The sequence below is a fragment of the Arthrobacter sp. P1_D12 genome, assembly GCF_056406175.1.
In genome coordinates this window covers 326,489-351,952 of record NZ_JBFUAR010000005.1, presented here as the reverse complement: position 1 = coordinate 351,952, position 25,464 = coordinate 326,489, and the positions used below count along the sequence as shown (strand labels likewise).

At 68.3% G+C, this 25,464-nt stretch carries 22 protein-coding genes and 1 pseudogene; 8 read left to right on the top strand and 15 right to left on the bottom strand.

The annotated features are described in order from the left end of the window. Positions 1–2 precede the first annotated feature (2 nt). Together selA and selB are read left to right on the top strand one after the other, a co-directional pair. Positions 3–1,334 carry an L-seryl-tRNA(Sec) selenium transferase gene (gene selA / locus AC1DZV_RS06130; RefSeq protein WP_476953238.1) on the top strand — a complete coding sequence of 444 codons (1,332 nt, stop codon included), beginning with the start codon at positions 3–5 and terminating at the stop codon, positions 1,332–1,334. Positions 1,335–1,337: 3 nt separating this feature from the next. Continuing rightward, entirely contained in the window at positions 1,338–3,134 is a 1,797-nt protein-coding gene (gene selB, locus AC1DZV_RS06125; RefSeq protein WP_476953237.1) for a selenocysteine-specific translation elongation factor, read from the top strand. Between the two features lie 48 nt (positions 3,135–3,182). Here selB and ychF read toward each other — a convergent pair whose 3' ends face one another. Next, positions 3,183–4,268, bottom strand: coding sequence for a redox-regulated ATPase YchF (ychF, locus tag AC1DZV_RS06120; RefSeq protein ID WP_028275710.1), 1,086 nt, complete (start codon positions 4,266–4,268; stop codon positions 3,183–3,185). Between the two features lie 220 nt (positions 4,269–4,488). Between ychF and AC1DZV_RS06115 the strand changes: the two genes are divergently transcribed. After that, on the top strand, positions 4,489–5,727 hold the full coding sequence (locus tag AC1DZV_RS06115) for a DNA recombination protein RmuC (protein WP_028275711.1): 1,239 nt from the start codon (positions 4,489–4,491) through the stop codon (positions 5,725–5,727). Positions 5,728–5,821: 94 nt separating this feature from the next. Here AC1DZV_RS06115 and AC1DZV_RS06110 read toward each other — a convergent pair whose 3' ends face one another. Together AC1DZV_RS06110 and AC1DZV_RS06105 are read right to left on the bottom strand one after the other, a co-directional pair. Beyond that, positions 5,822–6,910, bottom strand: coding sequence for a 4-hydroxy-3-methylbut-2-enyl diphosphate reductase (locus tag AC1DZV_RS06110; protein WP_476953236.1), 1,089 nt, complete (start codon positions 6,908–6,910; stop codon positions 5,822–5,824). Between the two features lie 9 nt (positions 6,911–6,919). After that, positions 6,920–7,780, bottom strand: a complete 861-nt coding sequence (locus tag AC1DZV_RS06105) for a hypothetical protein (RefSeq protein ID WP_028275713.1) — start codon at positions 7,778–7,780, stop codon at positions 6,920–6,922. 254 nt (positions 7,781–8,034) lie between these two features. Here AC1DZV_RS06105 and xseA point away from each other — a divergent pair, with 254 nt between their 5' ends. Both xseA and AC1DZV_RS06095 read left to right on the top strand, forming a co-directional pair. Beyond that, entirely contained in the window at positions 8,035–9,321 is a 1,287-nt protein-coding gene (gene xseA, locus AC1DZV_RS06100) for an exodeoxyribonuclease VII large subunit (RefSeq protein WP_476953235.1), read from the top strand. 138 nt (positions 9,322–9,459) lie between these two features. After that, positions 9,460–9,690: an exodeoxyribonuclease VII small subunit gene (locus tag AC1DZV_RS06095; RefSeq protein WP_018773784.1), complete on the top strand. Its 231-nt coding sequence runs from the start codon at positions 9,460–9,462 to the stop codon at positions 9,688–9,690. Between the two features lie 36 nt (positions 9,691–9,726). Here AC1DZV_RS06095 and AC1DZV_RS06090 read toward each other — a convergent pair whose 3' ends face one another. From AC1DZV_RS06090 to AC1DZV_RS06050, 9 genes are all read right to left on the bottom strand, one after another. After that, positions 9,727–10,581: a polyphosphate kinase 2 family protein gene (locus AC1DZV_RS06090; RefSeq protein ID WP_476950026.1), complete on the bottom strand. Its 855-nt coding sequence runs from the start codon at positions 10,579–10,581 to the stop codon at positions 9,727–9,729. Positions 10,582–10,651: 70 nt separating this feature from the next. Beyond that, the gene (locus tag AC1DZV_RS06085; RefSeq protein WP_079550274.1) at positions 10,652–11,872 is read right to left on the bottom strand and encodes a pyridoxal phosphate-dependent aminotransferase; all 1,221 of its coding nucleotides are present in this window, start codon (positions 11,870–11,872) and stop codon (positions 10,652–10,654) included. 87 nt (positions 11,873–11,959) lie between these two features. Next, positions 11,960–12,925, bottom strand: a complete 966-nt coding sequence (locus AC1DZV_RS06080) for an ABC transporter substrate-binding protein (RefSeq protein ID WP_028275717.1) — start codon at positions 12,923–12,925, stop codon at positions 11,960–11,962. Further along, positions 12,922–13,668, bottom strand: coding sequence for an ABC transporter permease (locus AC1DZV_RS06075; protein ID WP_476953234.1), 747 nt, complete (start codon positions 13,666–13,668; stop codon positions 12,922–12,924). Before AC1DZV_RS06075 ends, AC1DZV_RS06080 begins: the two co-directional genes overlap by 4 nt. Further along, positions 13,665–14,405: an ABC transporter permease gene (locus AC1DZV_RS06070; protein ID WP_476950028.1), complete on the bottom strand. Its 741-nt coding sequence runs from the start codon at positions 14,403–14,405 to the stop codon at positions 13,665–13,667. The genes AC1DZV_RS06075 and AC1DZV_RS06070 overlap by 4 nt, the downstream gene beginning before the upstream one ends. Further along, entirely contained in the window at positions 14,405–15,508 is a 1,104-nt protein-coding gene (locus AC1DZV_RS06065; protein ID WP_476950029.1) for an ABC transporter ATP-binding protein, read from the bottom strand. Before AC1DZV_RS06065 ends, AC1DZV_RS06070 begins: the two co-directional genes overlap by 1 nt. Before the next feature lie 224 nt (positions 15,509–15,732). Then, the gene (rsgA, locus tag AC1DZV_RS06060) at positions 15,733–16,899 is read right to left on the bottom strand and encodes a ribosome small subunit-dependent GTPase A (protein ID WP_476953233.1); all 1,167 of its coding nucleotides are present in this window, start codon (positions 16,897–16,899) and stop codon (positions 15,733–15,735) included. Positions 16,900–17,254: 355 nt separating this feature from the next. Then, positions 17,255–17,710: an NUDIX hydrolase gene (locus tag AC1DZV_RS06055; protein ID WP_028275721.1), complete on the bottom strand. Its 456-nt coding sequence runs from the start codon at positions 17,708–17,710 to the stop codon at positions 17,255–17,257. Between the two features lie 34 nt (positions 17,711–17,744). Continuing rightward, the gene (locus AC1DZV_RS06050) at positions 17,745–18,698 is read right to left on the bottom strand and encodes an N-acetylglucosamine kinase (RefSeq protein ID WP_476950031.1); all 954 of its coding nucleotides are present in this window, start codon (positions 18,696–18,698) and stop codon (positions 17,745–17,747) included. Between the two features lie 36 nt (positions 18,699–18,734). On the opposite strand from AC1DZV_RS06050, the gene AC1DZV_RS06045 reads away from it, so the two are divergent. After that, positions 18,735–19,781, top strand: a complete 1,047-nt coding sequence (locus AC1DZV_RS06045) for a nitronate monooxygenase (protein WP_476953232.1) — start codon at positions 18,735–18,737, stop codon at positions 19,779–19,781. A 158-nt stretch (positions 19,782–19,939) separates the two neighbouring features. Here AC1DZV_RS06045 and AC1DZV_RS06040 read toward each other — a convergent pair whose 3' ends face one another. Next, positions 19,940–20,962: a LysR family transcriptional regulator gene (locus AC1DZV_RS06040; RefSeq protein ID WP_476953231.1), complete on the bottom strand. Its 1,023-nt coding sequence runs from the start codon at positions 20,960–20,962 to the stop codon at positions 19,940–19,942. A 90-nt stretch (positions 20,963–21,052) separates the two neighbouring features. Between AC1DZV_RS06040 and AC1DZV_RS06035 the strand changes: the two are divergent. After that, a pseudogene (locus tag AC1DZV_RS06035) lies at positions 21,053–22,126 on the top strand (MFS transporter); the annotation flags it as partial. 90 nt (positions 22,127–22,216) lie between these two features. Here the strand turns inward: AC1DZV_RS06035 and AC1DZV_RS06030 are convergent. Then, a complete protein-coding gene (locus AC1DZV_RS06030; protein ID WP_476953230.1) occupies positions 22,217–23,380 on the bottom strand; it encodes a trans-sulfuration enzyme family protein in 1,164 nt (387 codons plus the stop codon). A gap of 133 nt (positions 23,381–23,513) precedes the next feature. Between AC1DZV_RS06030 and AC1DZV_RS06025 the strand changes: the two genes are divergently transcribed. After that, complete coding sequence (locus AC1DZV_RS06025) at positions 23,514–24,011, top strand: Lrp/AsnC family transcriptional regulator (RefSeq protein WP_018773770.1); 498 nt, start codon at positions 23,514–23,516, stop codon at positions 24,009–24,011. A 48-nt stretch (positions 24,012–24,059) separates the two neighbouring features. Here the strand turns inward: AC1DZV_RS06025 and AC1DZV_RS06020 are convergent, their stop codons facing one another. Beyond that, on the bottom strand, positions 24,060–25,298 hold the full coding sequence (locus AC1DZV_RS06020) for an MFS transporter (protein WP_079550251.1): 1,239 nt from the start codon (positions 25,296–25,298) through the stop codon (positions 24,060–24,062). Positions 25,299–25,464: the final 166 nt, after the last annotated feature.

The window sequence follows — 25,464 nt, the reverse complement described above, 5'->3', positions numbered from 1 at the left end:
CTGTGGACCCGGTCGATCCCCGGCGCCTGATTCCGCGCACCGATGACCTGCTGGCTCTGCCGACCGTCTCCAAGGCCCGGAGCAGGCTGAACGAGCGCGTCATCCGCGACCTCGTTCGTCAAATCCAGGATCAGGCACGGCGTGGTGAGCTCCCGCCCGGACAAGTGGAAGGAACACTGATCGCCGCCGTAGCCGACCGCACGGCGACGACCCTTCGTCCGGTGCTCAACGCAACCGGCGTCATCGTCCATACCAACCTCGGCCGTGCTCCACTTTCTGAAGACGCGGTGGAAGCTGTTATCGCGGCCAGCGGCTACGTTGACGTGGAGCTCGACTTGGCAACCGGCAGCCGGAGCGGGCGCGGCGCCGGCGCGCGCGCTGCATTACTCGCCGCCTGTCCCGCGGCTGAGGATGCGCTGGTGGTGAACAACGGCGCCGCAGCGCTGGTGTTGGCCACGACTGCCTTGGCCGCCGGCCGGGAGGTGGTGGTGAGCCGCGGGGAACTGGTCGAGATCGGTGCCGGCTTCAGGCTGACCGACTTAATGGAGTCGACGGGGGCGAAGCTACGCGAGGTAGGTACGACCAACCGCACCCACCTACACGACTACGCCGGTGCTCTGGGGTCGAACACCGGGTGCGTACTCAAGGTCCATCCCAGCAACTTCCGGGTCGACGGATTTACCTCCACTGTCCCGTTGCACGAAATCAGCCCGCTGACCGTCGCCCACGGGGTACCTCTGGTGGCCGACCTGGGCAGCGGGCTCTTGTCGCCCGACCCTTTCCTGCCGGAGGAGCCGGACGCCGCCTCCGCCTTGGTGAGCGGAGCCGACGTCGTGATCGCCAGCGGTGACAAGCTACTCGGCGGCCCACAGGCTGGCTTGCTGCTGGGCCGCAAGGAAATCATCACGCGGTTGGCCCGCCACCCGCTCGCCCGTGCGGTCCGGGCTGACAAACTCGCCCTTGCCGCCTTGGAAGCCACGCTGGCGGGCGGCCCGCCACCGGTTGTCCGGGCCCTGCACGCCGACGCCGGGCACTTGCGGCGCCGCACGGACCGGCTCGCCCGGGAACTCGACGTGCCCGTGGTGTCCCATGACGGTCGGGTAGGTGGCGGCGGCGCCCCGGGAGTGCCTCTGCCGGGATGGGCACTACGGCTCCCAGAGGGACTCGCAGGACTTTTGCGCACCGGTGATCCGGCTGTGCTGCCACGCGTCAACGATGGCTCGTGCCTGATCGATCTGCGCTGCATCGCCCCGGCGGATGACGACAGGATTCTCGACGCGATACGGAAAGCGCTGGCAGCCTTCAAGGCCGCGGACGCAGGCGGGGTGGGCTGAGGAGTGTACGTCGTAGCCACCGCCGGGCACGTCGATTCCGGCAAAAGCACCCTAGTTCGCGCCCTCACCGGCATGGAGCCGGACCGTTGGGAGGAAGAACGGCGCCGCGGGCTGACCATCGACCTAGGTTACGCCTGGACCACGTTCCCGTCCGGACAGAATGTAGCGTTCGTCGACGTACCGGGCCACGAACGCTTCCTGGGAAACATGCTTGCCGGAATCGGACCGGCCCCGGTGGTCTGCTTCGTCGTCGCCGCGGACGAGGGTTGGCAGGCGCAGTCAAGTGATCACCGGGATGCCGTCGCTGCGCTTGGAATAGAACACGGCGTGGTCGTGCTAAGCCGTGCGGACCGGGCGTCCAGCCGTCGGATCGCGGACGTGCTCTCGCGGACCCGCACGGAGCTGGCCGGCACGGGCCTGAGGGAAGCCCCCGCAGTTGCCGTATCCGCTATTGACGGTACCGGTCTGGCCGACCTGCGTTCAGCACTCGACGGCGTCCTGGCCCGCGTGCCCGCCCCCGCCACCTCAGGGCGGGTCCGGTTGTGGGTTGACCGCTCGTTCACGATTTCCGGTTCGGGAACGGTAGTGACCGGAACGCTGGCGGCAGGAACACTCGAACGGGGTGACCGGCTCCAGCTGCTCAGCCACGACGGTTCCCGGGCCGTGGTGGTCCGCGGTTTGCAAAGCAGGGACACCGCCTTTGCGTCCGTGCAGCCCGTCAGCCGGGTGGCGTTGAACCTACGGGACGTTGCCGCCACGGACATCCGCCGGGGAGATGCGCTGCTGACCCCGGACGCGTGGCCCACGACCGGCGTCGTCGGTATTCAGCGCACGACAGGGGTGGCCTATACGGCTGTGCCCGAACAGCTCATGGTGCACGTTGGCACCGCGTCCGTGCCTGCCCGTTTACGGCCATTCGGCGCGGATCACGCCCGGCTCGTCCTTGACAGGCAACTGCCCCTCGTTCTCGGCGACCGGCTGGTGCTGCGCGACCCCGGAAGCCGGTCAGTGCTGGGTGGGGCGCGTATCCTCGACGCCGATCCGCCTTCCCTGCGGCGGCGGGGCGACGGCGCCCGCTGGGCGGAGCGGCTTTCCGGCCTCGACCCCGCCGGCGACGTGCTCGGTGAAGTCGCCGCCCGCGGAGCAGTTCGGGCAGAACACCTTCACCGGCTGGGGCTGTTGCCCGGTCCCGAGACGGCCGCGCCCCCGGAGGTCCAGGTCATCGGTGATTGGTGGGTGCATGCGCCTGTCCTCGAGGCATGGCAGGAACGGCTGCGCGCCGCGGTCCAGGCATTGCAGGAACGTGACCCGCTGGCCGCCGGAATGTCCTTGGGCGCGGCGCGGGACCTACTGCAGTTGCCCGAGGAGAGGCTGCTGTCCCACGTCATCCGCGGCGCACGGCTGGAAGCGGAGGGCGGCCACGTCCGGCTGCCTGGCAGCCGAGATTCTCTCGGCGCCGCAGAGCCAGCGATCGCCGAGGTGGAGCGCACGCTGACCGCACATCCGTTTCACGCCCCCGAAGCCCAGGAGTTGGCCGCACTGGGCTTGGGCGCCCGCGAGCTCGCGGCGGCGGAGCGCACCGGGCGTCTGCTGCGGTTGCGCGATGGGGTGGTTCTACTGCCGACGGCCCCCGCCCTTGCGATGCGCCTACTGGCCGGTCTGGAGCAGCCCTTCACCACGAGCCAAGCGCGCCAGACTCTGGGCACGACCCGTCGAGTCGCAGTCCCGTTGCTTGAACATCTGGACTCTCGCGGCTGGACCCGGCGCCTTGATGCCGGTCACCGGACCGTGGCGCGTTGAGCCGCACTTTCTAGCCCCGCGCCTCTAAGGCCTCAGAGAGGTCAGGAACTAGACGTTGAAGCGGAATTCAACGACGTCGCCGTCGGCCATGATGTATTCCTTGCCTTCGATCCGGACCTTGCCACGGGCCTTCGCCTCGGCCATGGAACCGGCCTCGATCAGGTCATCGAAGGAGACGACCTCGGCCTTGATGAAACCGCGCTGGAAATCGGAGTGGATCACGCCGGCCGCCTGCGGGGCGGTGTCGCCCTGGCGGATGGTCCACGCGCGGGTTTCCTTGGGGCCGGCCGTCAGGTAGGTCTGCAGTCCGAGGGTGTGGAAGCCGACGCGGGCCAGCTGGTCCAGCCCGGATTCATCCTGGCCGTTCATTTCCAGCATCTCGCGGGCTTCTGCCTCGTCGAGCTCCACCAGGTCGGACTCGAGCTTGGCGTCCAGGAAGATGGCGTCGGCAGGGGCCACGAGGGCACGCAGTTCCGCCTGCTTCTCCGGGCTGCCGAGGATTCCCTCGTCGGAGTTGAAGACATAGATGAAAGGCTTGGCCGTGAGCAGGCCGAGTTCCTTGAGGTGCTCCATCTCCAGCTTGTCGCTCTTGATGGAAGAGAAGATGGTGTCGCCGCGTTCCAGCACTGCCTGCGCCGCCAGGATGGCCGCCAGCTCTGCCGCCTCCCGCTTCTTGATCTTGACTTCTTTTTCGATCCGCGGGATGGCCTTTTCGATGGTCTGCAGATCGGCCAGGATCAGCTCGGTGTTGATCGTCTCCATGTCGGAGCTGGGATCGACCTTGCCGTCGACGTGGATGACGTCCGGGTCATCGAACACGCGGACAACCTGCGCGATGGCCTCGGCCTCGCGGATGTTGGCGAGGAACTGGTTGCCGAGGCCCTCGCCCTCGGAGGCGCCCTTGACGATGCCGGCGATGTCCACGAAGGACACGGCGGCGGGCAGCAGGCGGGCGGAGCCGAAGATGCCGGCCAGCTTTTCAAGCCGGGCATCCGGCAGGTTCACGACGCCGATGTTGGGCTCGATCGTGGCGAACGGATAGTTCGCCGCGAGGACCTGGTTTCGGGTCAGTGCGTTGAAAAGGGTTGATTTGCCGACGTTGGGCAGTCCGACGATGCCAATAGTAAGAGCCACGAGCATATATTCTACCCGCACCAGCGGCCGGCCGTTGCTGCGGGCCCGTGGCTACACCTGTGGGGCGGCAGGGTGCCGGCGCGGGCGCGGGGCGGTGTGGGGGCGGTCGCGGGGCGATGTCGGGGTGTTGCGGCGGGTACATCCCACGGTGTCCCGGGATGTTCCGGGTGTTCCGGGCGTCGAAACCAAAACTGTCACAGGGGCATGCCACAGTGAAGGCATGGAAGCTTTTTCACTGATTCTCGCCCTGCTCATGCTGCTTACGGGCGCCGTCACGGGCGCCGCCGTCGTCTATGTCCTGCTGCGCCGGCGCTACCTGGCCGTGGAACAGGACTTCGACGGCGTGTCAGCCCGGCTGTCCGACGTCAGCGCCCAGTTCGCCGCCGCCGACGCCGAGAGGCGCCTGCTCGCGGCCCAGAACCGCGAGCTCGGCGAGTCCCGGAACCATGACGGCAGTGTGCTCCGTGCGCTGGCGCCCGTGGCGGAAAAGCTCACCGCCGTGCAGCAGCAGGTATCCCTGCTCGAACGCGACCGGCTGGAGCAGTACGGCCAACTGGCCCAGCAACTGCAGGAGGCCCGCCTGTCCGATGAGCAGCTGCTGCGGTCCACGCATGCGCTGGAGTCCGCCCTGCGCTCCAACAGCGCCCGCGGCCAGTGGGGCGAGGTCCAGCTGCGCCGGGTGGTCGAGGCGGCAGGCATGCTGCGGCACGTGGACTTCCACGAACAGCTCCACAGCGGGCAGGCCCACAGCTCCGGCACGGACGGCAGCCTCCGGCCCGACCTCGTGGTGCAGCTGCCCGGCGACAAGCAGCTGGTGGTCGACGCAAAGGTCCCTCTGGCGTCGTACCTTGCCGCCCAGGACCTCGGCGCCGCCCAGGCAGGCCAGCAGTCCTCGCAGCTGCCCGGCAGCCAGCAGGCGCACCTCGCCGCCCATGCCAAGGCCCTAAAGGCCCATGTGGACGCGCTGGGCAGCAAGAAGTACTGGGACATCCCAGGCAACTCTCCGGAGCTGGTGGTCTGCTTCCTGCCGGCGGAATCGATCCTGGCCGCCGCCCTCACAGCCGACCCGGCCCTGCTGGACTACGCACTGGCCAAGAACGTCGTCCTGGCCTCCCCCGGGACCCTGCTGGCGGTGCTGAAGTCGGTGGCGTTCACGTGGCGGCAGGACGTGTTGACGGACAGCGCCCGGGAACTCTTCGAGCTCGCCCGGCAGCTCTACGACCGGATGGGCACGCTCGGCGAGAACGTCACCAAGCTGGGGTCCTCGCTGAAGACCTCGGTTGAGCGGTACAACTCCATGGTCGGGACCCTTGAGGCCCGCGTCCTGCCCACCGCGAGGAAACTCAACGCCCTGGAAACCGCCGGACTGGCCACTCCCCCCGCCGTCGAAGTCACACCGCGGGCAGTCGCAGCCCCGGAACTTCAGTCCCGTGACGAGTCAGAAGAGTCCGCGGCCTAGGTGCACTGCGCCTAGGTCTCAGCGCCCAAGGACTGTCCAGTACCAAGGACTGTTCGGTGCCCAGGACTGTCCAGTGCTTTGGACTGTTCGGGGCCTAGGACTGTTCGGGGCGGGTGCCGCGGCCGCCGAGGACGCGGGTGACGTCGCCGGCCTGCTTCAGGGTGGCCCGGAGCTCCTTCGGCAGGGAGAACAGGAGGTCTTCCTCGGCCGTGACGACTTCCTCGACCGATCCGTAGCCGTAGTCGGCGAGGAGCCGCAGCACGTCCTTGACGAGGACTTCCGGGACGGAGGCCCCCGACGTCACGCCCACCGTGGCGACGCCCTCAAACCACGTCTCGTCAACCTCATTGGCGAAGTCGACCCGGTAGGAGGCCTTGGCGCCGTATTCCAGTGCCACCTCCACGAGGCGGACGGAGTTTGAGGAGTTGGCGGAACCCACCACGATCACCAGATCCGCCTGGGGCGAGATCTTCTTGATGGCCACCTGGCGGTTGGTGGTGGCGTAGCAGATGTCGTCGCTGGGCGGGTCCTGCAGGGTGGGGAACCGCTGCTTGAGCAGGCGTACGGTCTCCATGGTTTCGTCCACGCTGAGGGTGGTCTGCGAGAGCCAGATGACCTTCTCCGGGTCGCGGACCGTGACCTTGTCGACCTCGTGCGGGCCGTTGATGATCTGGATGTGTTCGGGGGCCTCGCCGGCGGTGCCTTCGACTTCCTCATGGCCGTCGTGGCCGATCAACAGGATGTCGAAGTCATCCTTGGCGAACCGGACGGCTTCGCGGTGCACCTTGGTGACCAGCGGACAGGTCGCGTCAATGGTGCGCAGGCCGCGGTCCTCGGCGGACTGGACGACGGCCGGCGAGACTCCGTGCGCGGAAAAGATGACGAGGGCGCCTTCCGGGACCTCGTCGGTTTCATCGACGAAGATGGCGCCCTTTTCCTCCAGTGAGCTGACCACATGGACGTTGTGCACGATCTGCTTGCGGACGTAGACCGGCGGGCCGTAGTGTTCCAGGGCCTTTTCCACCGCGATGACTGCACGGTCCACGCCGGCACAGTAGCCGCGCGGGGCTGCCAGAAGGACCTTTTTGGGACCGGCGACCGGGGCCGCGGCCAGGACGTCTTCCGGTGAACGCCGCCTGCGCGGAACGGATGGCATCGGAACGGAGACAGCGGTGGTGGTCATGCTCCCATGCTACCGGTGTTCAATCCTGCCCCGTTTGCGCCCGCCGGCGACCCGGACAGCCACTCCCGTGGCTACCAGTGCCGCTCCCGCGACGGCAGCAGCGACGATCCACTGGCCGAAGCTGGCAGAGCACGCCGCGACGAACTCGTTCTTGAACAGCTCCGCCACATCGTTACCGCTCGAGGTCCCGGCGACCGCGGCGCCGGCGGCGTCGCTGGCCAGCTTCCACACCCCCGCGAGCACCAGCGTTCCAACGCCCATCCCGACCAGCACGGTCCACCGGCGTCGGGCCGCAACGAACGCCAGAATGAAGGCGATGGCCGAGCCGACGGCAACGGCGTAGCCCATCGGGGCGTAGACGGTAACGCGTTCGATCATCTGGCGCTGGTCGGACTGCCCGATATGGATCAGCACCTGGCCGGGCGCCTCCAGCGGAAGGGTGGTCGCCGCAGTGACCTGCTTGGCCACCAGCCCGGCAAGCGGCGCGACATCCAGGGTGAGCGAGGACGTGCCGTCAACCTCCGGCGGCAGCGTGCTGGGGTCCGCGAACGTGAGGCGGTGGCTCCTGCGCAGGGTTTCAGCCCAGGCGTCGGGGTAGCCGGGCAGTCCCGTCAGCGAGCGCGCCGCGCTGTCCAGGACCGGCCGGGCCAGCTCCGTGAAGGCTTCGGGAATGCCGGCGCTGGCGGCCAGTCCGTCGACGGCGGCCGCGGCCAGCCGCTGCTGGAACGCCGGGTCCTTGCCCAGCGGCGCGGTCAGGGCAACGAAGCCCTCTTCCTGGACGATGTTCTGGTCCACCCACATGGCTGGAACGGCGACGGCTGCCATCAGGAGCCCGATGAGGACGGCGACGGCAGAGACAAAAGTGCGCAAGGGATTCCTAGGAGGTTGATGGCATCCCTCCCATCCTAGGGCGGGGCCGGGCGCGGCCATAAAGTCGGACCCCGGTGGTGAGCTATGGATAGAGTTGACAGAGACAACTTCCGGCTGCCGGCCGGCCCACCCGCCGGGAAGCGGGCCGCCGGCAGTCCCGGTGTAAGGACATGCAGTAACCGGCACGCAGCAAAGGACACGCACACATATGCACAAGGCACTCCACCAGGCACTTCCGGCCATGGAGCCCACGCATGCCTGAGGACGCGGCGGCAGCAACCACGCTACCGGCCACCGCGGCCCAAACCAGTCCGGACAACCCCTGGCCGCTGCAGTTGCTGTCCCAGAAGCTCAAGATGCATATCGACCGCGCGCCCTCGGCGTGGGTTGAGGGGCAGGTAATCGAGCTCAACCGGCGTGGCAGCAACGCCTACCTGACACTGCGGGACATCGACGCCGAAATCTCGCTGCCGGCATCGGTCTGGACCACAGTGCTGGACCGCCAGGCCGCCCCGCTCGAACGCGGTTCCCGGGTTGTAGCCCTGATCAAGGCCGAATTTTGGCTCAAGACGGGCCGGCTGAACATGTCCGTGAAGGACATCCGGCCCGTGGGCCTCGGCGACCTCCTGGCCAGGATCGAGCGGCTGCGCCAGGCCCTCGCCACCGAAGGACTCTTTGCCGATTCCCGCAAAAAGCGGCTTCCCCTGCTCCCGCACCGGATCGGCCTGATCACCGGCCGCGACTCTGACGCCAAGAAGGATGTGCTGCGCAATGCCGCCCTGCGCTGGCCGGCCGTCGAATTCGAGATCCGCGAAGTAGCGGTCCAGGGGAACACCGCCGTAGCCCAGATGATCGCGGCCTTGCGGGAACTCGACGCCCACCCCGTGGTCGACGTCATCGTCATCGCCCGCGGCGGGGGCGCCCTCGAGGACCTGTTGCCGTTCAGCAGCGAGGAGCTCATCCGGGCCGTCGCTGACGCGTCCACCCCCGTGGTGAGCGCGATCGGGCACGAAGCGGACCGGCCTATCCTCGATGACGTCGCAGACCTCAGGGCATCAACGCCCACCGACGCCGCGAAGAGGATAGTTCCCGACGTCGCCGAGGAGCTTGTCAGGGTCCGGCAGGCACGGGACCAGCTCCGTCGCGGAGTCACCCGGCTCGTTGAACGCGAGGGCGACCGGCTGGCCTCCCTGCGTTCGCGCCCCGTGCTGCTCTCCCCCGACGTCATGATCAGCCAGCGCCACGAGGACGTCGAACGGCTCAAGGTCCGCTCGCACTCGGCGATCAGCGCCGCCGTCGTGCGGGCAGCGGACCAACTGGTCCACCTCAAGGCGCAGGTGCGTGCACTCTCGCCGCAAAAGACACTGGATCGCGGCTACGCGGTGGTCCAGCTCGCCGGCGCCGGAAACGCCCCCGCAGCGCACCGGGACGTTGTGCGCCATCCGTCCCAGGCGCCCGCCGGCACGGACCTCACGGTTCGGGTGGCCGGCGGCCGGTTCACCGCCCAATCCACCGGCGGCCAGGAACCGGCCGAGGAATAACCCAGGCGGACGGTCGTGGCCACACGGCCACCCGTCAGCGCCAACACGGCCACCCGTCAGCGCCCCGAACAGGCACCACGGTCAGCACCACAGACAGCGTCACCGCGGCACAAACCGCGACAACCAAGGAGCACCCACATGGCAGCAGAACCCAACCCGAACGCCGACATCGAGGCCCTCAGCTACGAGGACGCCCGCGAGCAGCTGGTCGCCGTGGTGGGCAAGCTGGAGGCCGGCGGCGCAAGCCTGGAGGAATCGCTCGCGCTGTGGGAACGCGGCGAAGCGCTGGCCAAGCGCTGCGAACAGTGGCTGGAAGGCGCCCGCAAGCGGCTCGCCGCCGCCCGGGACCAGGCCGCGGACAAGAACTAGGCACCGGCACGCCGCGGCGGGCCGGTTCCCTCCGTATTAGGAGCGTTCGACCAGATCCCGTTCCAGATCGACGTCGAACTCCGGATCCGGCCACTGCAGCTTCAGCCCTTCCAGGGCGTCCAGCATCAGCTGCTGCACCGCGATGCGGGCGTACCACTTCTTGTTGGCCGGCACGACGTACCAGGGCGCGATGTCAGTGGCCGTCTTCTCGAACGCCTCCTGGTACGCATCCATGTAGTCGCCCCAGAAGGCGCGCTCCTTGAGGTCGGTGCTGCTGTACTTCCACACCTTGGTTTCGTCATCCAGCCTGGCGAGCAGCCGGTCCTTCTGCTCGTCCCGGCTGATGTTGAGCATGACCTTGACCACCGTGGTCCCGGCTGCCGCCTGCCTTGCCTCGAATTCGTTGATGGCCTTGTAGCGCCGCTCCAGTTCCTCGGGGCTTGCCCAGCGGTGGACCCGGTGAATCAGGACGTCCTCGTAATGCGAGCGGTCAAAAACGCCCACCATCCCGGCCGCCGGCACTGCCTTCTCGATCCGCCAGAGGAAATCGTAGGATTTCTCCTCCGGGGTCGGCGCCTTGAAGGACTTGAGCTGGACACCCTGCGGGTCCATCTGGCCCATGACGTGGTTGACGATCCCGCCCTTGCCTGCGGTATCCATCGCCTGCAGGACCAGCAGGACGCGCTTGGTGCCGCCGAACCGGGATTCGGCGAAAAGCTGCTCCTGCAGGGTGGTCAGCTTGCCATCGAGCTCTGCCAGGAGCGCCTCGCCGTCGGATTTCCCGCCGGGGTAGCCCGGGGTGGAGTCCGGGTCGCAGTCCTTCAGCTTGAATTTTTTTCCGACCAGCAGCGTCTCGGCGGGGTGCCGCTCGAACATCACAGCATCTGTCATGGAAAGCCTCTTTCCAGTTTCGTGCAGCCGCTGCACGGGCGAGTCCCCGAACTCCGCTGCTGACCGAAGCCTAGTTCCCCTTGTACCGGCTCAGGAAGTCCGCCATGCGGTTGATTGCTTCTTCGAGGTCCTTGACGTTAGGCAGCGTCACCATCCGGAAGTGGTCCGGACGGACCCAGTTGAACGCCCTGCCGTGGGACAGAAGAATCTTCTGCTCGCGGAGCAGGTCCAGGACAAATTTCTCGTCGTCGCGGATGTGATAGACCTCGGGGTCCAGCTTCGGGAACAGATACATGGCCCCGCGGGCCTGCTGGGTGCTGACGCCCGGGATGGCGTTGAGCATGTCATAGGCCTTGTTCCGCTGTTCCAGGAGGCGCCCGCCGGGCAGGATCAGGTCGTTGATGCTCTGGTAACCGCCGAGGGCGGTCTGGATGGCGTGCTGGGCCGGCACATTGGCGCAGAGGCGCATGTTGGCCAGCAGGTTGATGCCCTCGAGGTAGTCCGCGGCGGCCTTTTTCGGCCCGGAGATGGCCATCCAGCCGGCCCGGAAGCCGCAGACCCGGTAGGCCTTGGAGAGCCCGCTGAAGGTCAGGCACAGGACATCGTCGCCGGTGAGCGAGGCGAGGTTTACGTGTACCGCGTCCTCGTAGAGGATCTTCTCGTAGATTTCGTCGGCGAAGAGCACCAGGCCGTGTTTTTCCGCGAGGGCGACGATCTTCTTCAGCGTCGCCTTCGGGTACACCGCACCTGTCGGGTTGTTCGGGTTGATGACCACGATGCCCTTGGTGCGCGGCGTGATCTTCGCTTCCATGTCCTCGAGGTCGGGCTGCCAGCCGGATTCCTCGTCGCAGAGGTAGTGCACGGGCTTCCCGCCGGCCAGGGCAACCGAGGCCGTCCACAGCGGGTAGTCCGGGGTGGGGATGAGGACCTCATCGCCGTCGTCGAGCAGGGCCATGAGCGACATTGTGATCAGTTCGCTGACGCCATTGCCGAGGTAGATGTCATCCACGTGGATGTTCTGGATCCCGCGGGTCTGGTAGTACTGCGAGACGGCGGTGCGGGCCGAAAAAATGCCGCGCGAGTCGCTGTAGCCCTGGGCATGCGGCAGGTGGCGGATCATGTCCACCAGGATCGCGTCCGGCGCTTCAAACCCGAAGGGGGCCGGGTTTCCGATGTTCAGTTTGAGGATGCGATGACCCTCCGCCTCCATCTGCTGGGCGGCCTGAAGAATCGGTCCACGGATGTCGTAAAGGACATTATGAAGCTTGGTGGACTGCTTGAATTCTGCCATTCATCAAATATGCCATATGGAGGATGTTCTTCCGCTGAGACATGACTCACACGCGGGGGCCGCAGTAACAACAACGACGCCGGTGGTCTACTGCTGGGCGAGGCCCTTTTCCTTCAGCCACGCGTCGGCGGCATCTTTCGGGTTCTGCTTCTGGCTGCCGCTGACGGCACGGTTGAGGTTGATGAGGTCTTCCGTGGTGAGGACCTTGGACACGTTGTTGAGGGCTTCCTTCGCCTTGTCCGTCATCTTGGCCGTGTTGTAGAGCGGCAGCACCTGCTGGGCGATGAAGTTGTTCTTCGGATCCTCCAGCACCACGAGGTCGTTGTCCGGGATGGACGGGGTGGTGGTGTAGATGTCCGCGACCTGGACCTGGTCCGAGAGCAGCGCCTTGAGCGTGACGGCGCCGCCGCCGTCGCTGAACGGCTCGAGTTTCTTGGGCACGCAGTTGTAGTTCTTCGCCAGGCCCGGCAGGCCGTAGGCGCGCTCGGCGAAGGTCGCCGGGGCGCCGATGACGAGATCGCCGCAGACCTTCGCCATGTCTTCGATGGACTTCAGCTGGTGCTTCTCGGCCGTGGCCTTGGTGACCACCATGGCGTCCTTGTCCTCAGCCTTGGAGGCATCGAGCACGGCCAGGCCCTGCGGGAGCTTGGTCGGGAGTGCCTTGGCGATGTCCTCGGCGGAGACCTCGGTGGCGTCCTTGTTTACATACAGCAGCAGGTTGCCGCTGTAGTCGGGAACAACGTCCACTGAGCCGTCCTGGACTGCTTTGATGTAGACCTCGCGCGAGCCGATGTTCGGCTTGGTGCTGGCGGTGACGCCCGCGGCGTTCAGGGCGCCGGCGTAGACCTCGGCGAGGATCTGGCTCTCGGGGAAATCAGCCGACCCGATCACCAGGGCACCGCCGGAACCGGAGGCGGCACCGCTGCTGGCCGGGGCCGAGCTCAGCGGGTTTGATGAGCCTCCGCAGGCGGACAGGGCCATGGCCAGGCCGACGCCGACGGCCAGGCCGCCGAATGCGCGCCGGCCCAGGCCTCGTTGGCGGGATTCCTTCATGACGTACCTCCTTGAACAACAGTCTCCGCGATCACGGGGTCTGTGAGATCAACCGCAGCCTGCTGGCTGCGGTTCGGCTTGGATGAGGCGCCCCGTGACAGGAACAGCCTCTGAATTAGGGCGAGGATAAGGTCGATGCTGATGGCAAGGGCGGCGATCAGCAGCGAGCCTCCCAGCATTTGCGGGAAGTCGGAGAGCACGAGCCCGTCGAACAGATAACGGCCCAGGCCGCCCAGGTTGATGTAGGCGACCACGGAAACGGTGGCGATCACCTGGAGCACCCCGGTCCGGAACCCGCCGTACATCACCGGCAGCGCGTTCGGGAATTCCGCCCGGAACAGGACCTGCCACTCGGTCATGCCCATGGCGCGGGCGGCATCCACTACGTTGCGGTCGACGCTGGAGATTCCGGCGTAGGTGCCGGCGAGCAGCGGCGGCACGGTCAGGATCACGAGCGCCCAAATCGGCGGCATCAGCCCGATGCCCGCGAGCAGGACGAACAAGGTGAGCAAGCCGAGGGTGGGCAGGGCGCGCAGCGCGCCCGCGACTGACACGATCGCAACCCGCCCGCGACCGGTATGCCCGACGAACAGGCCGATCGGGACGGCGATGGCGATGGCGATCACCATCACCAGGCCCGTGTAGAACAGGTGTTCGGCCAGGCGCACCGGGATTCCGGCGCTGCCGGACCAGTTCTCCGGATCGCTGAGCCAGGCAAAGGTGTCCGTGACGACGTTATTCACGCGTTTCCCCCTCCGGTCTTGGGACGCGAAAACCGCATCGCCGCCGCGGCGGGGCCAGTCCTGTCCGGGCCGGCGCCCGAACCGGTGCCGCCACCCGTGGCCGCCGCGGCACGGGTCCAGGGCGTCAGCAGCCGTTCAAGCAGCACCAGGACGGCGTCCATCAGCAGCGCCAGGAGAAGGATGGCGATGATGCCCACCACCACTTCGGTGACGAAGTCACGCTGGAGGCCGGAGGTGAAGAGCATTCCGAGGTTGCCGATGCCGAGCAGTGCCGCGACGCTGACCAGCGAGATATTGCTGACCGAGACCACGCGCAGCCCGGCGAACAGCACCGGCAAGGACAGCGGCAGGTCGATCTGCATGAAGCGGGCGAAGGGTTTGAACCCCATGGCGACGGCGGCCTGCCGCAGGTCCTCGTCCACCGAGTCGAAGGCATCCAGCGTGGCGCGCACCAGCAGGGCGATGGCGTAGATGGTCAGGGCCACCACCACGTTGACCGGATCCAGGATCCGGGTCCCGAGGATGGTCGGCAGGATGATGAAAAGCGCCAGCGAGGGGATCGTGTACAGCAACGAGGACCCGGTGAGCACCACGGACCGGAGCCCGCGGCTCTGCCGGGCGAGCTGGGCCAGCGGAACGGCTATAAGGACCCCGAACACCATCGGCAGGATGGCCAGGATGAGGTGCTGGCCGGCGAGGCTGAAGACTTCCGCCCTGTTGGCCAGGAACCACTCCATCAGAGCCCTCCGTGCCGGACGTTGCGGTCTGACTCGATGACGGCGAGGACTTCGGCGGCCCCGATGACTCCGGCCACCCGGCCGTCGTCGTCCACGGCAACGCCAAGGCCCGAAGGTGAGGACAGGGCCGCGTCCAGTGCCCGGCGGAGCGTGTCCCCCTTCCGGAACAGGGAGCCGCCGGGAACCATCGCCGGGGCGGTTCCGGCGGCGCTGCGGGGCCCGGCCCAGCCCAGGGGCCGGAGAGCGTCGTCGACCACCAGCTGCCATTCATCGGAGCCGCCCTCAGCCCTGAGCTGATCGGGCGTGAGAGTGGGGACGGGGTGGATGGTGACACCGTCGGAGGGGCTGAACGCAAGGTGCCGGAACCCGCGGTCACGGCCCACGAAGGAGGCCACGAACTCGTTCGCCGGGGCCCGCAGGATCTCCGCCGGGGCCGCGTACTGCGCCAGCTTGCCGCCGACGGCGAACACGGCCACTTTGTCGCCCAGGACGGTGGCCTCGTCGATGTCGTGGGTGACGAATACGATCGTCTTGGCCAGGTCATGCTGGAGCCGGAGGAGCTCCTTCTGGAGTTCATCGCGGACCACCGGGTCCACGGCGCTGAAGGGCTCGTCCATGAGCAGCACCGGAGGATCGGCCGCGAGTGCCCGGGCCACGCCTACGCGCTGCTGCTGTCCGCCCGAGAGCTGGGACGGGTACCGCTTGCCGAGCGAAGAGGCCAGCCCGACGACGTCGAGCAGTTCCTGGGCGCGCTTGCGGGCGTCGGCTTTGGACACGCCGTTGAGCCGGGGAACGGTGGCGATGTTGTCCAGCACGGAGCGGTGCGGCATCAACCCGGAGGACTGCATGACGTACCCCATGGACCGCCGCAGCTGCGCGGCAGGGATTGAAGTGACATCGGCCCCGTCCACGGTGATGACGCCGGACGTGGGCTCCACCATGCGGTTGATCATCCGCAGGGACGTGGTCTTACCGCAGCCGGAGGGTCCGACGAAGACAGTGATGGCGCCCTTATCGATGGACATGGTCAGCCCGTCAACGGCGGCCTGACCGCCCTGGTACTGCTTGGTGACGTTCTGGAACTCGATCATGGCTTCGGCCATTTCCGGGCTTACCTAACTGTTGGCGGCAACATTGGTCGGGCCAGCGCACTGTTCGTCAGTGCTGGCCATAAAGCAGTTAGCTCATAGACTAACCAGCACCCCGGACTATGTCAGCGGCGCGGGGCTCCCATAAGGCTTCGGAAGCACAACGATTTTGGATGGGTGGTGCCCCGGAAATCCTTCCGGCGCACCACCGCCGCCCTTGTCCCACCCGGCGGTGTGCTTCAGCGGGGCCACCGCGCACCCTTCGCGCCACTGTTTTTTCTGCTGTTTCCGCCCTGGCGGTCCTTTCCGCCGCCGTGGGCGTTCTCGTGGTTGTCCCGTTCGGCCGACCGCTGGCTCTTGCCCGCTACGGCGATCTTCTGGTGCCATTCGCGCTGGTAGGCGCGCCGCGCGGCCGCGTCGTGGCGGCGCGCCAGCGCGGCGAGTTCGCGTTGCAGCTTCAGGTAGCTGGCCCACCGGCGGTCCTCCAGGACGCCGTCGGCGAGCGCCGCCTGCACGGCACAGCCGGGCTCCCGGCCGTGCGCGCAGTCCGAGAAGCGGCAGTGCTCGAAGAGCTCTTCGAGGTCGCCGAACATCTCCTCCATTCCTCCCTCGGCGTCGAAGACCCCGAAGCCGCGCACCCCCGGCGTGTCCATCAGGACGGCGCCGCCGGGCAGGGGAACGAGCGCGCGCGACGTGGTGGTGTGCCTGCCCTTGCCGTCGCCCGCCCGCACTGCCCCCGTCTCCCGGGCCGGGACGCCGGCGAGGGCATTGATGAGCGTGGATTTTCCGGCGCCAGAGGGCCCCAGCAGCACCAGCGTGCCGCCGGGCGGCAGATGGCCCAGCACTTCATCGAGGCCATCGCCGTTCTCGGCAGAGGTGGTGACGACGTCGACACCGGCTGCCTGGCGCACGACCGTCGCCACGACGTCGTCCGCGAGGTCCGCGATGTCCGCCTTCGTGATGATCACGAGCGGCGTGGCACCGGAGTCCCACGCCGCAACCAGGGTCCGTTCGAGCCGGTTGTGCGTGAGCGGACGATCCACCGGAACGACGATCCCGACGACGTCCATGTTGGCGCCAAGGACCTGCGCCTGGGACGAGGCCTCGAAGGCACGCTTGCGGCTCAGCTCCGAGTGGCGGGGCAGGATGCCCACGATGGCGGGCTCCCCCGCCGCGTTCGGACCCAGCCAAACCCAGTCCCCGGTGGCGGGAAGCTCCCCGCCGCGCGGGTAGGGCAGGTGGGCGGTTCCGCCGCCCTCAGCCACCAGGACGAGGTTGCGGTCCACCCGGATGACGCGGCCCGGGCGGTCGCCTCCCGGCACCGGCTGGGCCGCGAACCGATCGGCGACGCCGGCCGTGTAGCCGTAGAGGACAGGACCTTCGGGGCCAGCCTCATCGGAGGGCACGGCCGTATGAGGCACAGATGAATGAGCCACAGATGAATGAGGTTCGGATGAATTGGTAATGAGGGCGCTGCCGGCGCCCCGGGATGCAGGATGAATGGTCAACGAAAACCCTTTGGTGGGGCCCCGTGGTGCGGCGCATTGCGGGCTGCGGCGGTTTGGATGCCGCGCGCGGAGACTAGCGCTCGATGGCTAGGCTGCGCCGTGGGACGGGGCAGGAGTAATGACATGGCGTGTATCGGTGCGCTGCGCGCTCAGAAATATCGCATTCATTGCTTCCACCTCCCCGTCGATTGCCGGCCTGCTGCGGCCGGCGGTTTCTACAGGATAGCCATGGTGCCCGTGCCTGGCCAGCGGTTTAGCCGGAAAGTTTTCCGTTCAGCGGCCGCTCACGGTACAGACGCAGCCCGGCATCCACGAGCGAGACCCGGTTCAGCTGCGCCACCTCATCCAGCGGAATCCAGGCCGCGTGGGTGGTGCTGCCGTTCACTTCGTGACGCAGTTCCCCGCCCGTGATCGTCGCCTCGTAGACCAGCCGGAGCGACTGGAAGTCCCGTACGCCGCCGTCGAGCCGGACTTCGGAGGGCCAGTGCCCGACGTCGATCCCCAGCATGGCGCCGACCTCGGCGTCGTAACCGGTTTCCTCGTGGATCTCGCGGCGGCACCCGTCCACCGGGTGTTCGGCCAGGTCCAGGCCGCCGCCGGGCAGCGTCCAGCCCTCGCGGCCGTCCTGCTTCCAGTACGCCAGGAGGATCCCGGCGTCGCGGATGATGACGGCGTAGGCCGCGGGCCGGGTGTCGAATTGCATGCTCATCCCCCCAGCGTAGTGGCCGGCGGATCGCCCCCGACTACTCCTGTTCCGCCACCAGCTGCAGCACCCCGAAGACCGGCTCCTGCGCCAGGACCCGGACATCGGTGATCCCCGCGGCGGCCAGTGCCGTGCGGAACGACTCCTGCAGCCTCGGCACGTTCATGCCGAGTCCGCCGCCCAGGATGACAGGGCCCTCGATGCCGAGCTGCCGGACGGTCTGCGCGGCGAGGTCGGCGAGGTCGCGCCCGGCCTGTTCCATGAGGGCCCGGCTCGGCGCATGCCCTGCGACTGCAGCCTCCACCACGAGCCGGGCCTGCTGGGCCCAGAACCGGCGCCCGGTCTCGGGCGAGTGGAACATGGCGATCAGCTTGTTGGGGTCATCCACCCCGCAGGATGCCAGCAGGGCCGTGCTGAGTTCGTCCGGTTCCAGCCCCTGGTTCATCCGGCGCAGGCTGTGGCGGACGGCCTCCCGGCCCAGCCAGTAGCCGCTGCCTTCGTCGCCGAGCAGGTAGCCCCAGCCACCGGCCCGGGCCTCCTCGCCGCGGCCATTCTTGCCCCACGCGGCCGATCCGGTGCCGGCGATGACGGCGACGCCGGTGCTGGCGCCGCCTGCGGCGAGCAGCAGCCGGGAGTCGTGGACCACCGTGATCCGGGCGCCGGGTACGTGCGGGGCAATCAGTGCCGCGAGCGCCGCGGCGTCGTCATCGGTGTCGATGCCGCCGGCTCCGGCGTAGACCTGGGCGACGTCTCCCCCGCCGATCCTGGCGAAGAGTTCCGCCAGGTTCAAGGCGGCTTCCTCGGGGCTGACGTTCTGGACATTGGAGCTACCCACCGATTCATCGGCCACGGGCGCGCCGCCTTCGAACCTGACGCCCCGGGTTTTGGTGCCGCCGATGTCCAGGCCGATCACGGCACCCGTCGTCGCCTTGGCAGATGGCGTGGTGGAAGATGGAACGGAGTCCGCCGCCGGCGGCGTGTCAGTGTTAGTCACTGGAACAGGTTACTGAATCGCTGCAAGGAGCCCGCAATGCCCCACGATCTTGTCGGCACACCCGTCATCGCGGCGCCCATGGCCGGAGGCACCTCCACAGCGGCCTTCGTCGAGGCCGTGCACCGCGCAGGCGGGCTGGGCTTCCTCGCGGCAGGCTACAAGAGCGTGGCGGCCATGCAGGCGGAAATCAGCACCCTCCGGGAGTCCGGCGCCCGGTTCGGCATGAATGTATTTGTGCCGGATCCGGCCCAACTGCCGCCCTCCGCGGCGGTGCTGGCGGAGCTCGAGGATTACCGGCTTCAGCTGCGCACCGACGCCCGGCGCTACGGCGTGGAGCTTCCGCAGTTGCGTCTCGACGATGACGACGAATGGCAGGGAAAGATCGATGCCCTTCTCTCAGACCCCGTGGAGCTGGTCAGTTTCGCTTTCGGGCTGCCCGGCCCGGACGTCGTTCGGGCCCTGCAGCGGGCGGGATCGGCGGTACTGGCCACTGTCACCACCGCGGCCGAGGCCGTGCAGGCGGCCGGGCAAGGCGTTGACGCCCTCGTCGTGCAGCACACGAGCGCCGGCGGACACAGCGCGGCGTTCCTCCCGTCCCCGGCGCAGCCGGCTTACGCGGCGCAGCCGGGCGGCACAACGGCGCAGCTGCTCGCCGAGGTACGGTCCGCCGTCGACCTCCCGCTGGTGGCTGCGGGCGGCATCATGGATGCGGCCGGGCTGGACGCCGTGCTGCGTGCCGGGGCCGTCGCAGCCCAGCTCGGCACCGCGTTTCTCCGCACTGACCAAAGCGGCGCCAAGCAGTTGCATAAAGATGCCCTGGCCGATCCGCATTTCACCCGAACCCGGCTGACGCGCGCCTTCACCGGCCGGCAGGCACGGGCCCTGGAGAACGAATTCGTCCGCGACCACCCCGAGGCGCCGGAGGCCTACCCTGCCGTCCACCACCTCACGGCGCCCATCCGGGCCGCGGCCACCGCAGCCGGCGACGCGGAACGCCTGAACCTGTGGGCGGGCACGGGCTGGCAGAAGGCACACGCCGGACCCGTGGCCGGCGTCGTGCACGGGCTGCTCGCCGGCCGCTGACCGCAGCCGACCCCGTCCGGACACCGTCAGGACCCCGAAGTCGCCGGAAACGTGCCAAACCGCCGTCACCTTACGGCGACCTCGGGGCCAACCGGCGACCTGAGCGCACCAGCTCCAGCCCCGGCGCACCTGCCCCGGCGCTCCGGCCCCGGCCAGGTTCAGCCTGCCGAGCGTTCGCGCACGAAGCCTGCCAGGAGCGCCGGACCGTCGCGGAGCACGAATTCGCGGAACAAGCGCACGGGATCGGGCTCGGCATCGGCCACGGCATTCCGCGAAACCGGCTCCCGCCACGCGAGGCCGATCTCGCGGAACGCCAGGTCTGAATCCAGGGGAATCTCCACCCAGCCCGGTCCGCCATCGTCGGATTCGGTGCCCCGCGACGGATGGTGGCTGTTTTGTGCGGCTCTGCCGGGTGCGGAGCCCCCGGGCGGCAGGATGCTGACGCCGAGTCCGGCCGAGACGAGGCCGCGGACGGTGTGCGAGTCCTGGCTCTCGAAGGCAATGCGCGGGCGGAACCCCGCCTCGCGGAACAACGCGTCGGTCAGCGAGCGCATGCCGTAGCCGGACCCCATCGCCACGAAGGGCTCCTGCCGGATCTCGGCAACTTTGGCCCGACGGCGGCCGGCCAGGGCATGCCGGTGGTGGACCACCAGGCGCAACGGTTCGCGGTACAGCGCGGCCGAACCGATTCGCTTGCTGGGTGTGGCAACGGGTGCCGTGAGCGCCACGTCGGCGGAGCCCGCGGCCAGTTCCGCGAGGCAGCCGTCCCGTGCACCCTGGCTGAGGTCAAAAGCAGTCTGCGGGTGCCTGCTCCGGAACGCACTGATGAGCAGCGGCAGCATTGCCTCGCCGAAGGTGTGCTGGAACGACACGGCGATCCGGCCGCGGACCACCTCCGACTCGTGCCTGACGCTGTCAAGCCCCGTCTGGAATTCGGCCAGGGCGGCCTCGATGTGGGGCATGAGCGCCTTCGCCGCGGGCGTCAACCGCACGCCCCGGCCGTCCCGGATCAGCAGCTCCGTCCCCACGATGGCGCTGGCCCGCGCAATGGCACGGCTCACGGTCGACTGCGGCAGGCCCAGGAGCTCGGCCGTCTCGGTAATGTGCTCCGTCCGCCCCAGTTCCGCCAGCAGCGGCAGCAGGGGCAGCAGCTGCACGAGCTGCCTGTGTTCGACGTCCATGTTACCCTCCAGCACTGATCCATATTTGCTATCTATTCTATGGAAATCATGCATTGGAAGCATCCCTCGGGCAGGCTTTAGCCTAAAGGCATGCCACGCATTTCCGCACCCACCGGCACCGGCCCACGCCCCGCGGCCAAGGACGCAGCTGATTCTGCAGCCAATCTTGCAGCTAACGCTGCCGCATGGGCGGGCCATCCGAAGGGCTCCACGGCCTACCGCCGGATCCTCGCCGGGCTTGCCTTTGCCGGCGTCGCAACTTTCGCGCAGCTTTACTCCACCCAGGCGGTGCTCCCGCTGCTGGCGGCGGATCTTCGCGTCTCGGCCGCCGAGGCCGCGCTGACCATCTCCCTGGCGACGGTGGGGCTGGCCTTGACGGTGCTCCCGTGGTCCTTCCTGGCCGACCGGATCGGCCGCGTCCGGGCAATGATGTGGGGCATATCCGCGGCCACCGTCCTGGGCCTGCTGGTCCCACTGGCCCCCAGCTTCCCTGTACTGCTGTCCCTGCGGATGCTGGAGGGAATGGCCCTCGGCGGCATCCCGGCGATCGCCATCGCGTATCTCAACGAGGAAGTCAACAAGGCACACGCCGCGCTCGCCGCCGGGAGCTATGTCGCCGGGACCACCCTGGGCGGCCTGGCCGGCCGGCTGGTCGCCGGGCCTGCGGGCGAACTGTGGGGCTGGCGGGCCGCGGCCCTGGCGGTTTCCGTTCTGGCCACCGGAGCGGCAGTACTGTTCCTGGTTCTGGTGCCCCGGGCCAAGGGCTTCACCGCCGCGGCCGCGGGCGGCTTTCGCGGGGCCTTTCGCACGCTGGCCGGCCATGGCCGCAATCCCCGGCTCCTGGCCCTGTACGTCCAGGCATTCCTGCTCATGGGCGGTTTCGTGGCCGTCTACAACTACCTCGGATTCCGGCTCTCAGGGGAACCGTTCAGCCTGCCCGCGACCGCGATCAGCCTGATCTTCCTGGCCTACCTCTCCGGAACCGTCTCGGCGCGCTGGGCAGCGGGCCTGACGTCGAGGTTCGGCCGGCGCACCGTCCTGATCGCCGGCACCGCACTGATGGCAGGCGGCCTGGCCCTGACGCTCACGGAACAGCTGGCCGCGATCCTGGCGGGATTGCTGCTGTTCACGGGCGGCTTCTTCGCGGCACACAGCATCGGCTCCGAATCACCGCCGTCGCGCATCCCGCGCCGGTGCCCGCAACCGGCACCGCGGCCGCCGGCAGGGTCACGGCATCGGGCTCGGACCCGCGGGCTACCGCGTAGCCTCGATCGCCTGCACGAGGTCGGCGACGATGTCGGCCGGGTCCTCCAGCCCCACCGAGATCCGCAGCAGGTTCGCGTGCGGCTTGGCCGCGGCTTCGACCGGCCGGTGGGTCAGGCCCGCCGGGTGCTGGATGAGGGTATCGATCCCGCCGAGGGACACGGCGTGGGTGATCATGCCGACGGCGGCCGGGATCCGCTCGGCGTGCTCGGCGCTGGCGAGCTCGAAGGCCATGAGCGATCCCGGCCCGGACATCTGTGTGCCCACCAGGCCCTGCGGGTCGCATTCGGCCAGTCCCGGGTAGTAAACCCGCCTCACGAGCCCGTGCCCTGCCAGCGCAACAGCGACTTTTTCGGCGCCGGCCTGCTGGGCGCGGACCCGGACCGGGAGCGTTGCCAGCCCGCGGTGCAGCAGGTACGCCGGCCACGGGGTCAGGATGCCGCCGGTCACGGCCCGGATCTGGCGCAGGCGCACCGCCCATTCAGAGCCTGCGGCCACCACGCCACCCATGGCGTCCCCGTGGCCGCCCAAGAACTTCGTGGCGCTGTGCAGCACCATGGCCGCGCCGTGCTTGAAGGGTTGCTGCAGTACCGGGCTGGCGAACGTGTTGTCCACCAGGAGCGGCACACCGTCGGCGGCGGCTGCCACGCGGGCGATGTCCACCAGCTCGAGGGTCGGGTTGGCCGGCGTCTCGAGGATCACCAGGCCGGTGTCCGGCCGGAGTGCGGCGCCGACGCCCTCCGGCGTCGTGAAGGTGACCTCGTTGCCAAGGACGCCGGAGGCCAAGAGGTAGTCGCTGCCGCCGTACAGCGGACGCACGGCGACAACGTGCTTCTTGCCCGCGGCCACAACCGCGAGGAGCACCGCGCTCAGCGCCGCCATTCCGGTGGCAAAGGCGACAGACTCGGGCGTGCCTTCCAGGACAGCGACGCCTTCCTCAAAGCGAGCCACCGTGGGGTTCCACAGCCGCTGGTAGACCGTGCTTTGCCCCTCCACATGTGAGCCGCCGGTGGCCATGTGCTCGTAGGCAAGGCCTCCGTCGTGCACGGACGGCAGGGGCGCCGTCGTGGACAGATCGATGGGCACCGCGTGGACGCCCAGTTCCGTGAGCCCGCTCCGGCCTGCGTGGACCGCCAATGAATCTTGAGAAAGCACCCTAGCTCCTTACGAATATTCACCATTGAATTCCGCAAGTATCTGGCAATAATTCGCGCTTTTGTAGGGGTTCTGAATGGAACTGTCGGATAACGCCGTTTATGATGAACGGAGAACACTACTAGGAGGATCCGTGAGCAGCACTGCGAAGAATGTTCGGCCGGGAGCCAGCGAACCGCTGGACGCGATCGACGAGCGCCTGCTCGCTGCCCTCGTCGCGGACGCCCGCATCTCGAACAAACAGCTGGCAGAGCTCGTGGGGATCGCGCCGTCAACCGCGCTGATGCGCACCCGCGCGCTGTCCGAGCGCGGCATCATCGAGGGCTTCGAGGCCAATCTGAGCCTGTCCGCGATCGGGCGTTCGGTCCAGGCCCTCATTGCGGTACGGCTCCGGGCCCATGACCGCGAGCAGATCGACCGTTTCACTGCCCGGGTGCCCAAACTGCCGGCAGTGCTCTCGACGTTCCACACGTCCGGGTCGGTGGACTACCTGCTGCACATCGCCGTCGCCACCACCGAGGACCTCCGTGACTGGGTTCTGGACAACCTGGCCACCGACCCCGTGGTGGGCCACACCGAAACCACGCTGGTCTTCGACCACATCCAGGGCAACCACGGCCCGCTGCCCTAACAGGCCCGGCAGACGCAGTTAGACCCTGCGCAGATAGACCCGGCGCAGTTAGACCCGGCGCAGGGCGCTTCGCAGCGTTACGGCCGCCAGCGTCAGTGCGGCGGCGGCGCACACCGTGACGAAACCGGCGACCGCGCTCTGCAGCCCGACGATCCCGGCTGCGAGCCCCAACCCGATCACCGGGAAGGCGCTGCCAAGGTACGTGATCACATAGACGGTGCTGATGATCTGGGCGTGCCGGGCAGCTTCCACCCTGCCGGCAACGTCGTTGAACACGGTCCGGAAGGCCACGCCCTGCCCCACGCCGGCAGTGATGCTGGCCAGAATCAGCAGCCACGGGCTGCTCCAGGCGGCGGCCGCGGCGATCAGCAGGACGGAGACGCCCAGGACGGCCAGGCCGGCGGACACGGCAAACCGTCCCCGGATGGCCAGCAGCTGGCTCAGGGCTGAGGATCCCAGCGTCAGCCCTGCCAGCAGGCCGATCAGCGGCCGCGAATCGGCGTGGACAATCTGGGCGAAATAGCCGGGGGCGAGCGAGAGGCAGAAGCCAAAAACGGTGAAGCTCAGGAAGCCCACGGACGACGCCAGCCAGAAGGCGCCGCGCGCGTCGCTGGAGACCGAAGGCCGCCGCGGTGCCAGGACCCGCAGGGTCTGGGGACCGGCGTGCAGGCTGATGGCCGGCCGCGCCTTGAGCAGGTACAGGGGCACCAGCACCGCGGCGAGAACGATGGAGTGCAGGTAGTACGGCGTCGACGTCGGGCCCGGCAGGAGGGACAGCATCCCGCCGATTGCGGGGCCGGCCGCCACCCCGCCGGCGGAGGCCAGGAGCGTGAACCGTGAGGCCCACTCCGGCCGGCTGGGCAGCAGCTCGCGCAGGGCAGCCGAGCTGGCCCCGGTGGCGAGCGCGACGGCGACGCCCTGCAGGGCGCGCCCGGCGGAGAGCGCCACGAGGTTGCCCGCGGTGGCGAAGACAAAGCCGCCGGCCAGGCCCACCAGCACTGCCAGCACGAGGGCGGCGCGGCGGCCGATGTGGTCGGACCAGTGGCCGGCGAGGACGAGGGTGGCCACGAGCGCCAGGACGTAGGCAGAGAACGCCACCGTGACATCGAGCGCGGTGATTCCGAGTTTTGCCTGCAACAGCGGGTACAGCGGCGTCGCAAGATTTGCGCCGACGAGCAGCGTGAAGATCACCACCCCTGCCATCACGAGCCGTGCGGTGGTGGAGGCGTCCCAGCCCCAGCGGTCAGCTGTGGCCGGGCGCATGCGGAGTTCGCTAAAGACTGTCATGGCCGTGCCCTTGCAAAGTGCAGGCCGGGCTTTCCCTGTTGTGGGGGAACCGCCCGGCCCGGTTGAAAGTTTGGTATGTACAGAATGCAATACCAGTGATCGGCATGGCCAAAAATTGTGTCAAAATTGAGCAAAACAGTCATTCTCTGGCTGTCCAAGTGAACCG

What these genes read in the sequence shown, in the direction of transcription:
- AC1DZV_RS06065 (WP_476950029.1), bottom strand. Translation starts at nt 15,508, where the DNA reads ATGGCCGAAGCCATGATCGAGTTCCAGAACGTCACCAAGCAGTACCAG.
- AC1DZV_RS06110 (WP_476953236.1), bottom strand. Translation starts at nt 6,910, where the DNA reads ATGACCACCACCGCTGTCTCCGTTCCGATGCCATCCGTTCCGCGCAGG.
- AC1DZV_RS06090 (WP_476950026.1), bottom strand. Translation starts at nt 10,581, where the DNA reads ATGACAGATGCTGTGATGTTCGAGCGGCACCCCGCCGAGACGCTGCTG.
- xseA (WP_476953235.1), top strand. Translation starts at nt 8,035, where the DNA reads ATGCCTGAGGACGCGGCGGCAGCAACCACGCTACCGGCCACCGCGGCC.
- AC1DZV_RS06085 (WP_079550274.1), bottom strand. Translation starts at nt 11,872, where the DNA reads ATGGCAGAATTCAAGCAGTCCACCAAGCTTCATAATGTCCTTTACGAC.
- AC1DZV_RS06055 (WP_028275721.1), bottom strand. Translation starts at nt 17,710, where the DNA reads ATGAGCATGCAATTCGACACCCGGCCCGCGGCCTACGCCGTCATCATC.
- AC1DZV_RS06070 (WP_476950028.1), bottom strand. Translation starts at nt 14,405, where the DNA reads ATGGAGTGGTTCCTGGCCAACAGGGCGGAAGTCTTCAGCCTCGCCGGC.
- AC1DZV_RS06080 (WP_028275717.1), bottom strand. Translation starts at nt 12,925, where the DNA reads ATGAAGGAATCCCGCCAACGAGGCCTGGGCCGGCGCGCATTCGGCGGC.
- AC1DZV_RS06020 (WP_079550251.1), bottom strand. Translation starts at nt 25,298, where the DNA reads ATGACAGTCTTTAGCGAACTCCGCATGCGCCCGGCCACAGCTGACCGC.
- AC1DZV_RS06045 (WP_476953232.1), top strand. Translation starts at nt 18,735, where the DNA reads ATGCCCCACGATCTTGTCGGCACACCCGTCATCGCGGCGCCCATGGCC.
- AC1DZV_RS06115 (WP_028275711.1), top strand. Translation starts at nt 4,489, where the DNA reads ATGGAAGCTTTTTCACTGATTCTCGCCCTGCTCATGCTGCTTACGGGC.
- AC1DZV_RS06095 (WP_018773784.1), top strand. Translation starts at nt 9,460, where the DNA reads ATGGCAGCAGAACCCAACCCGAACGCCGACATCGAGGCCCTCAGCTAC.
- AC1DZV_RS06040 (WP_476953231.1), bottom strand. Translation starts at nt 20,962, where the DNA reads ATGGACGTCGAACACAGGCAGCTCGTGCAGCTGCTGCCCCTGCTGCCG.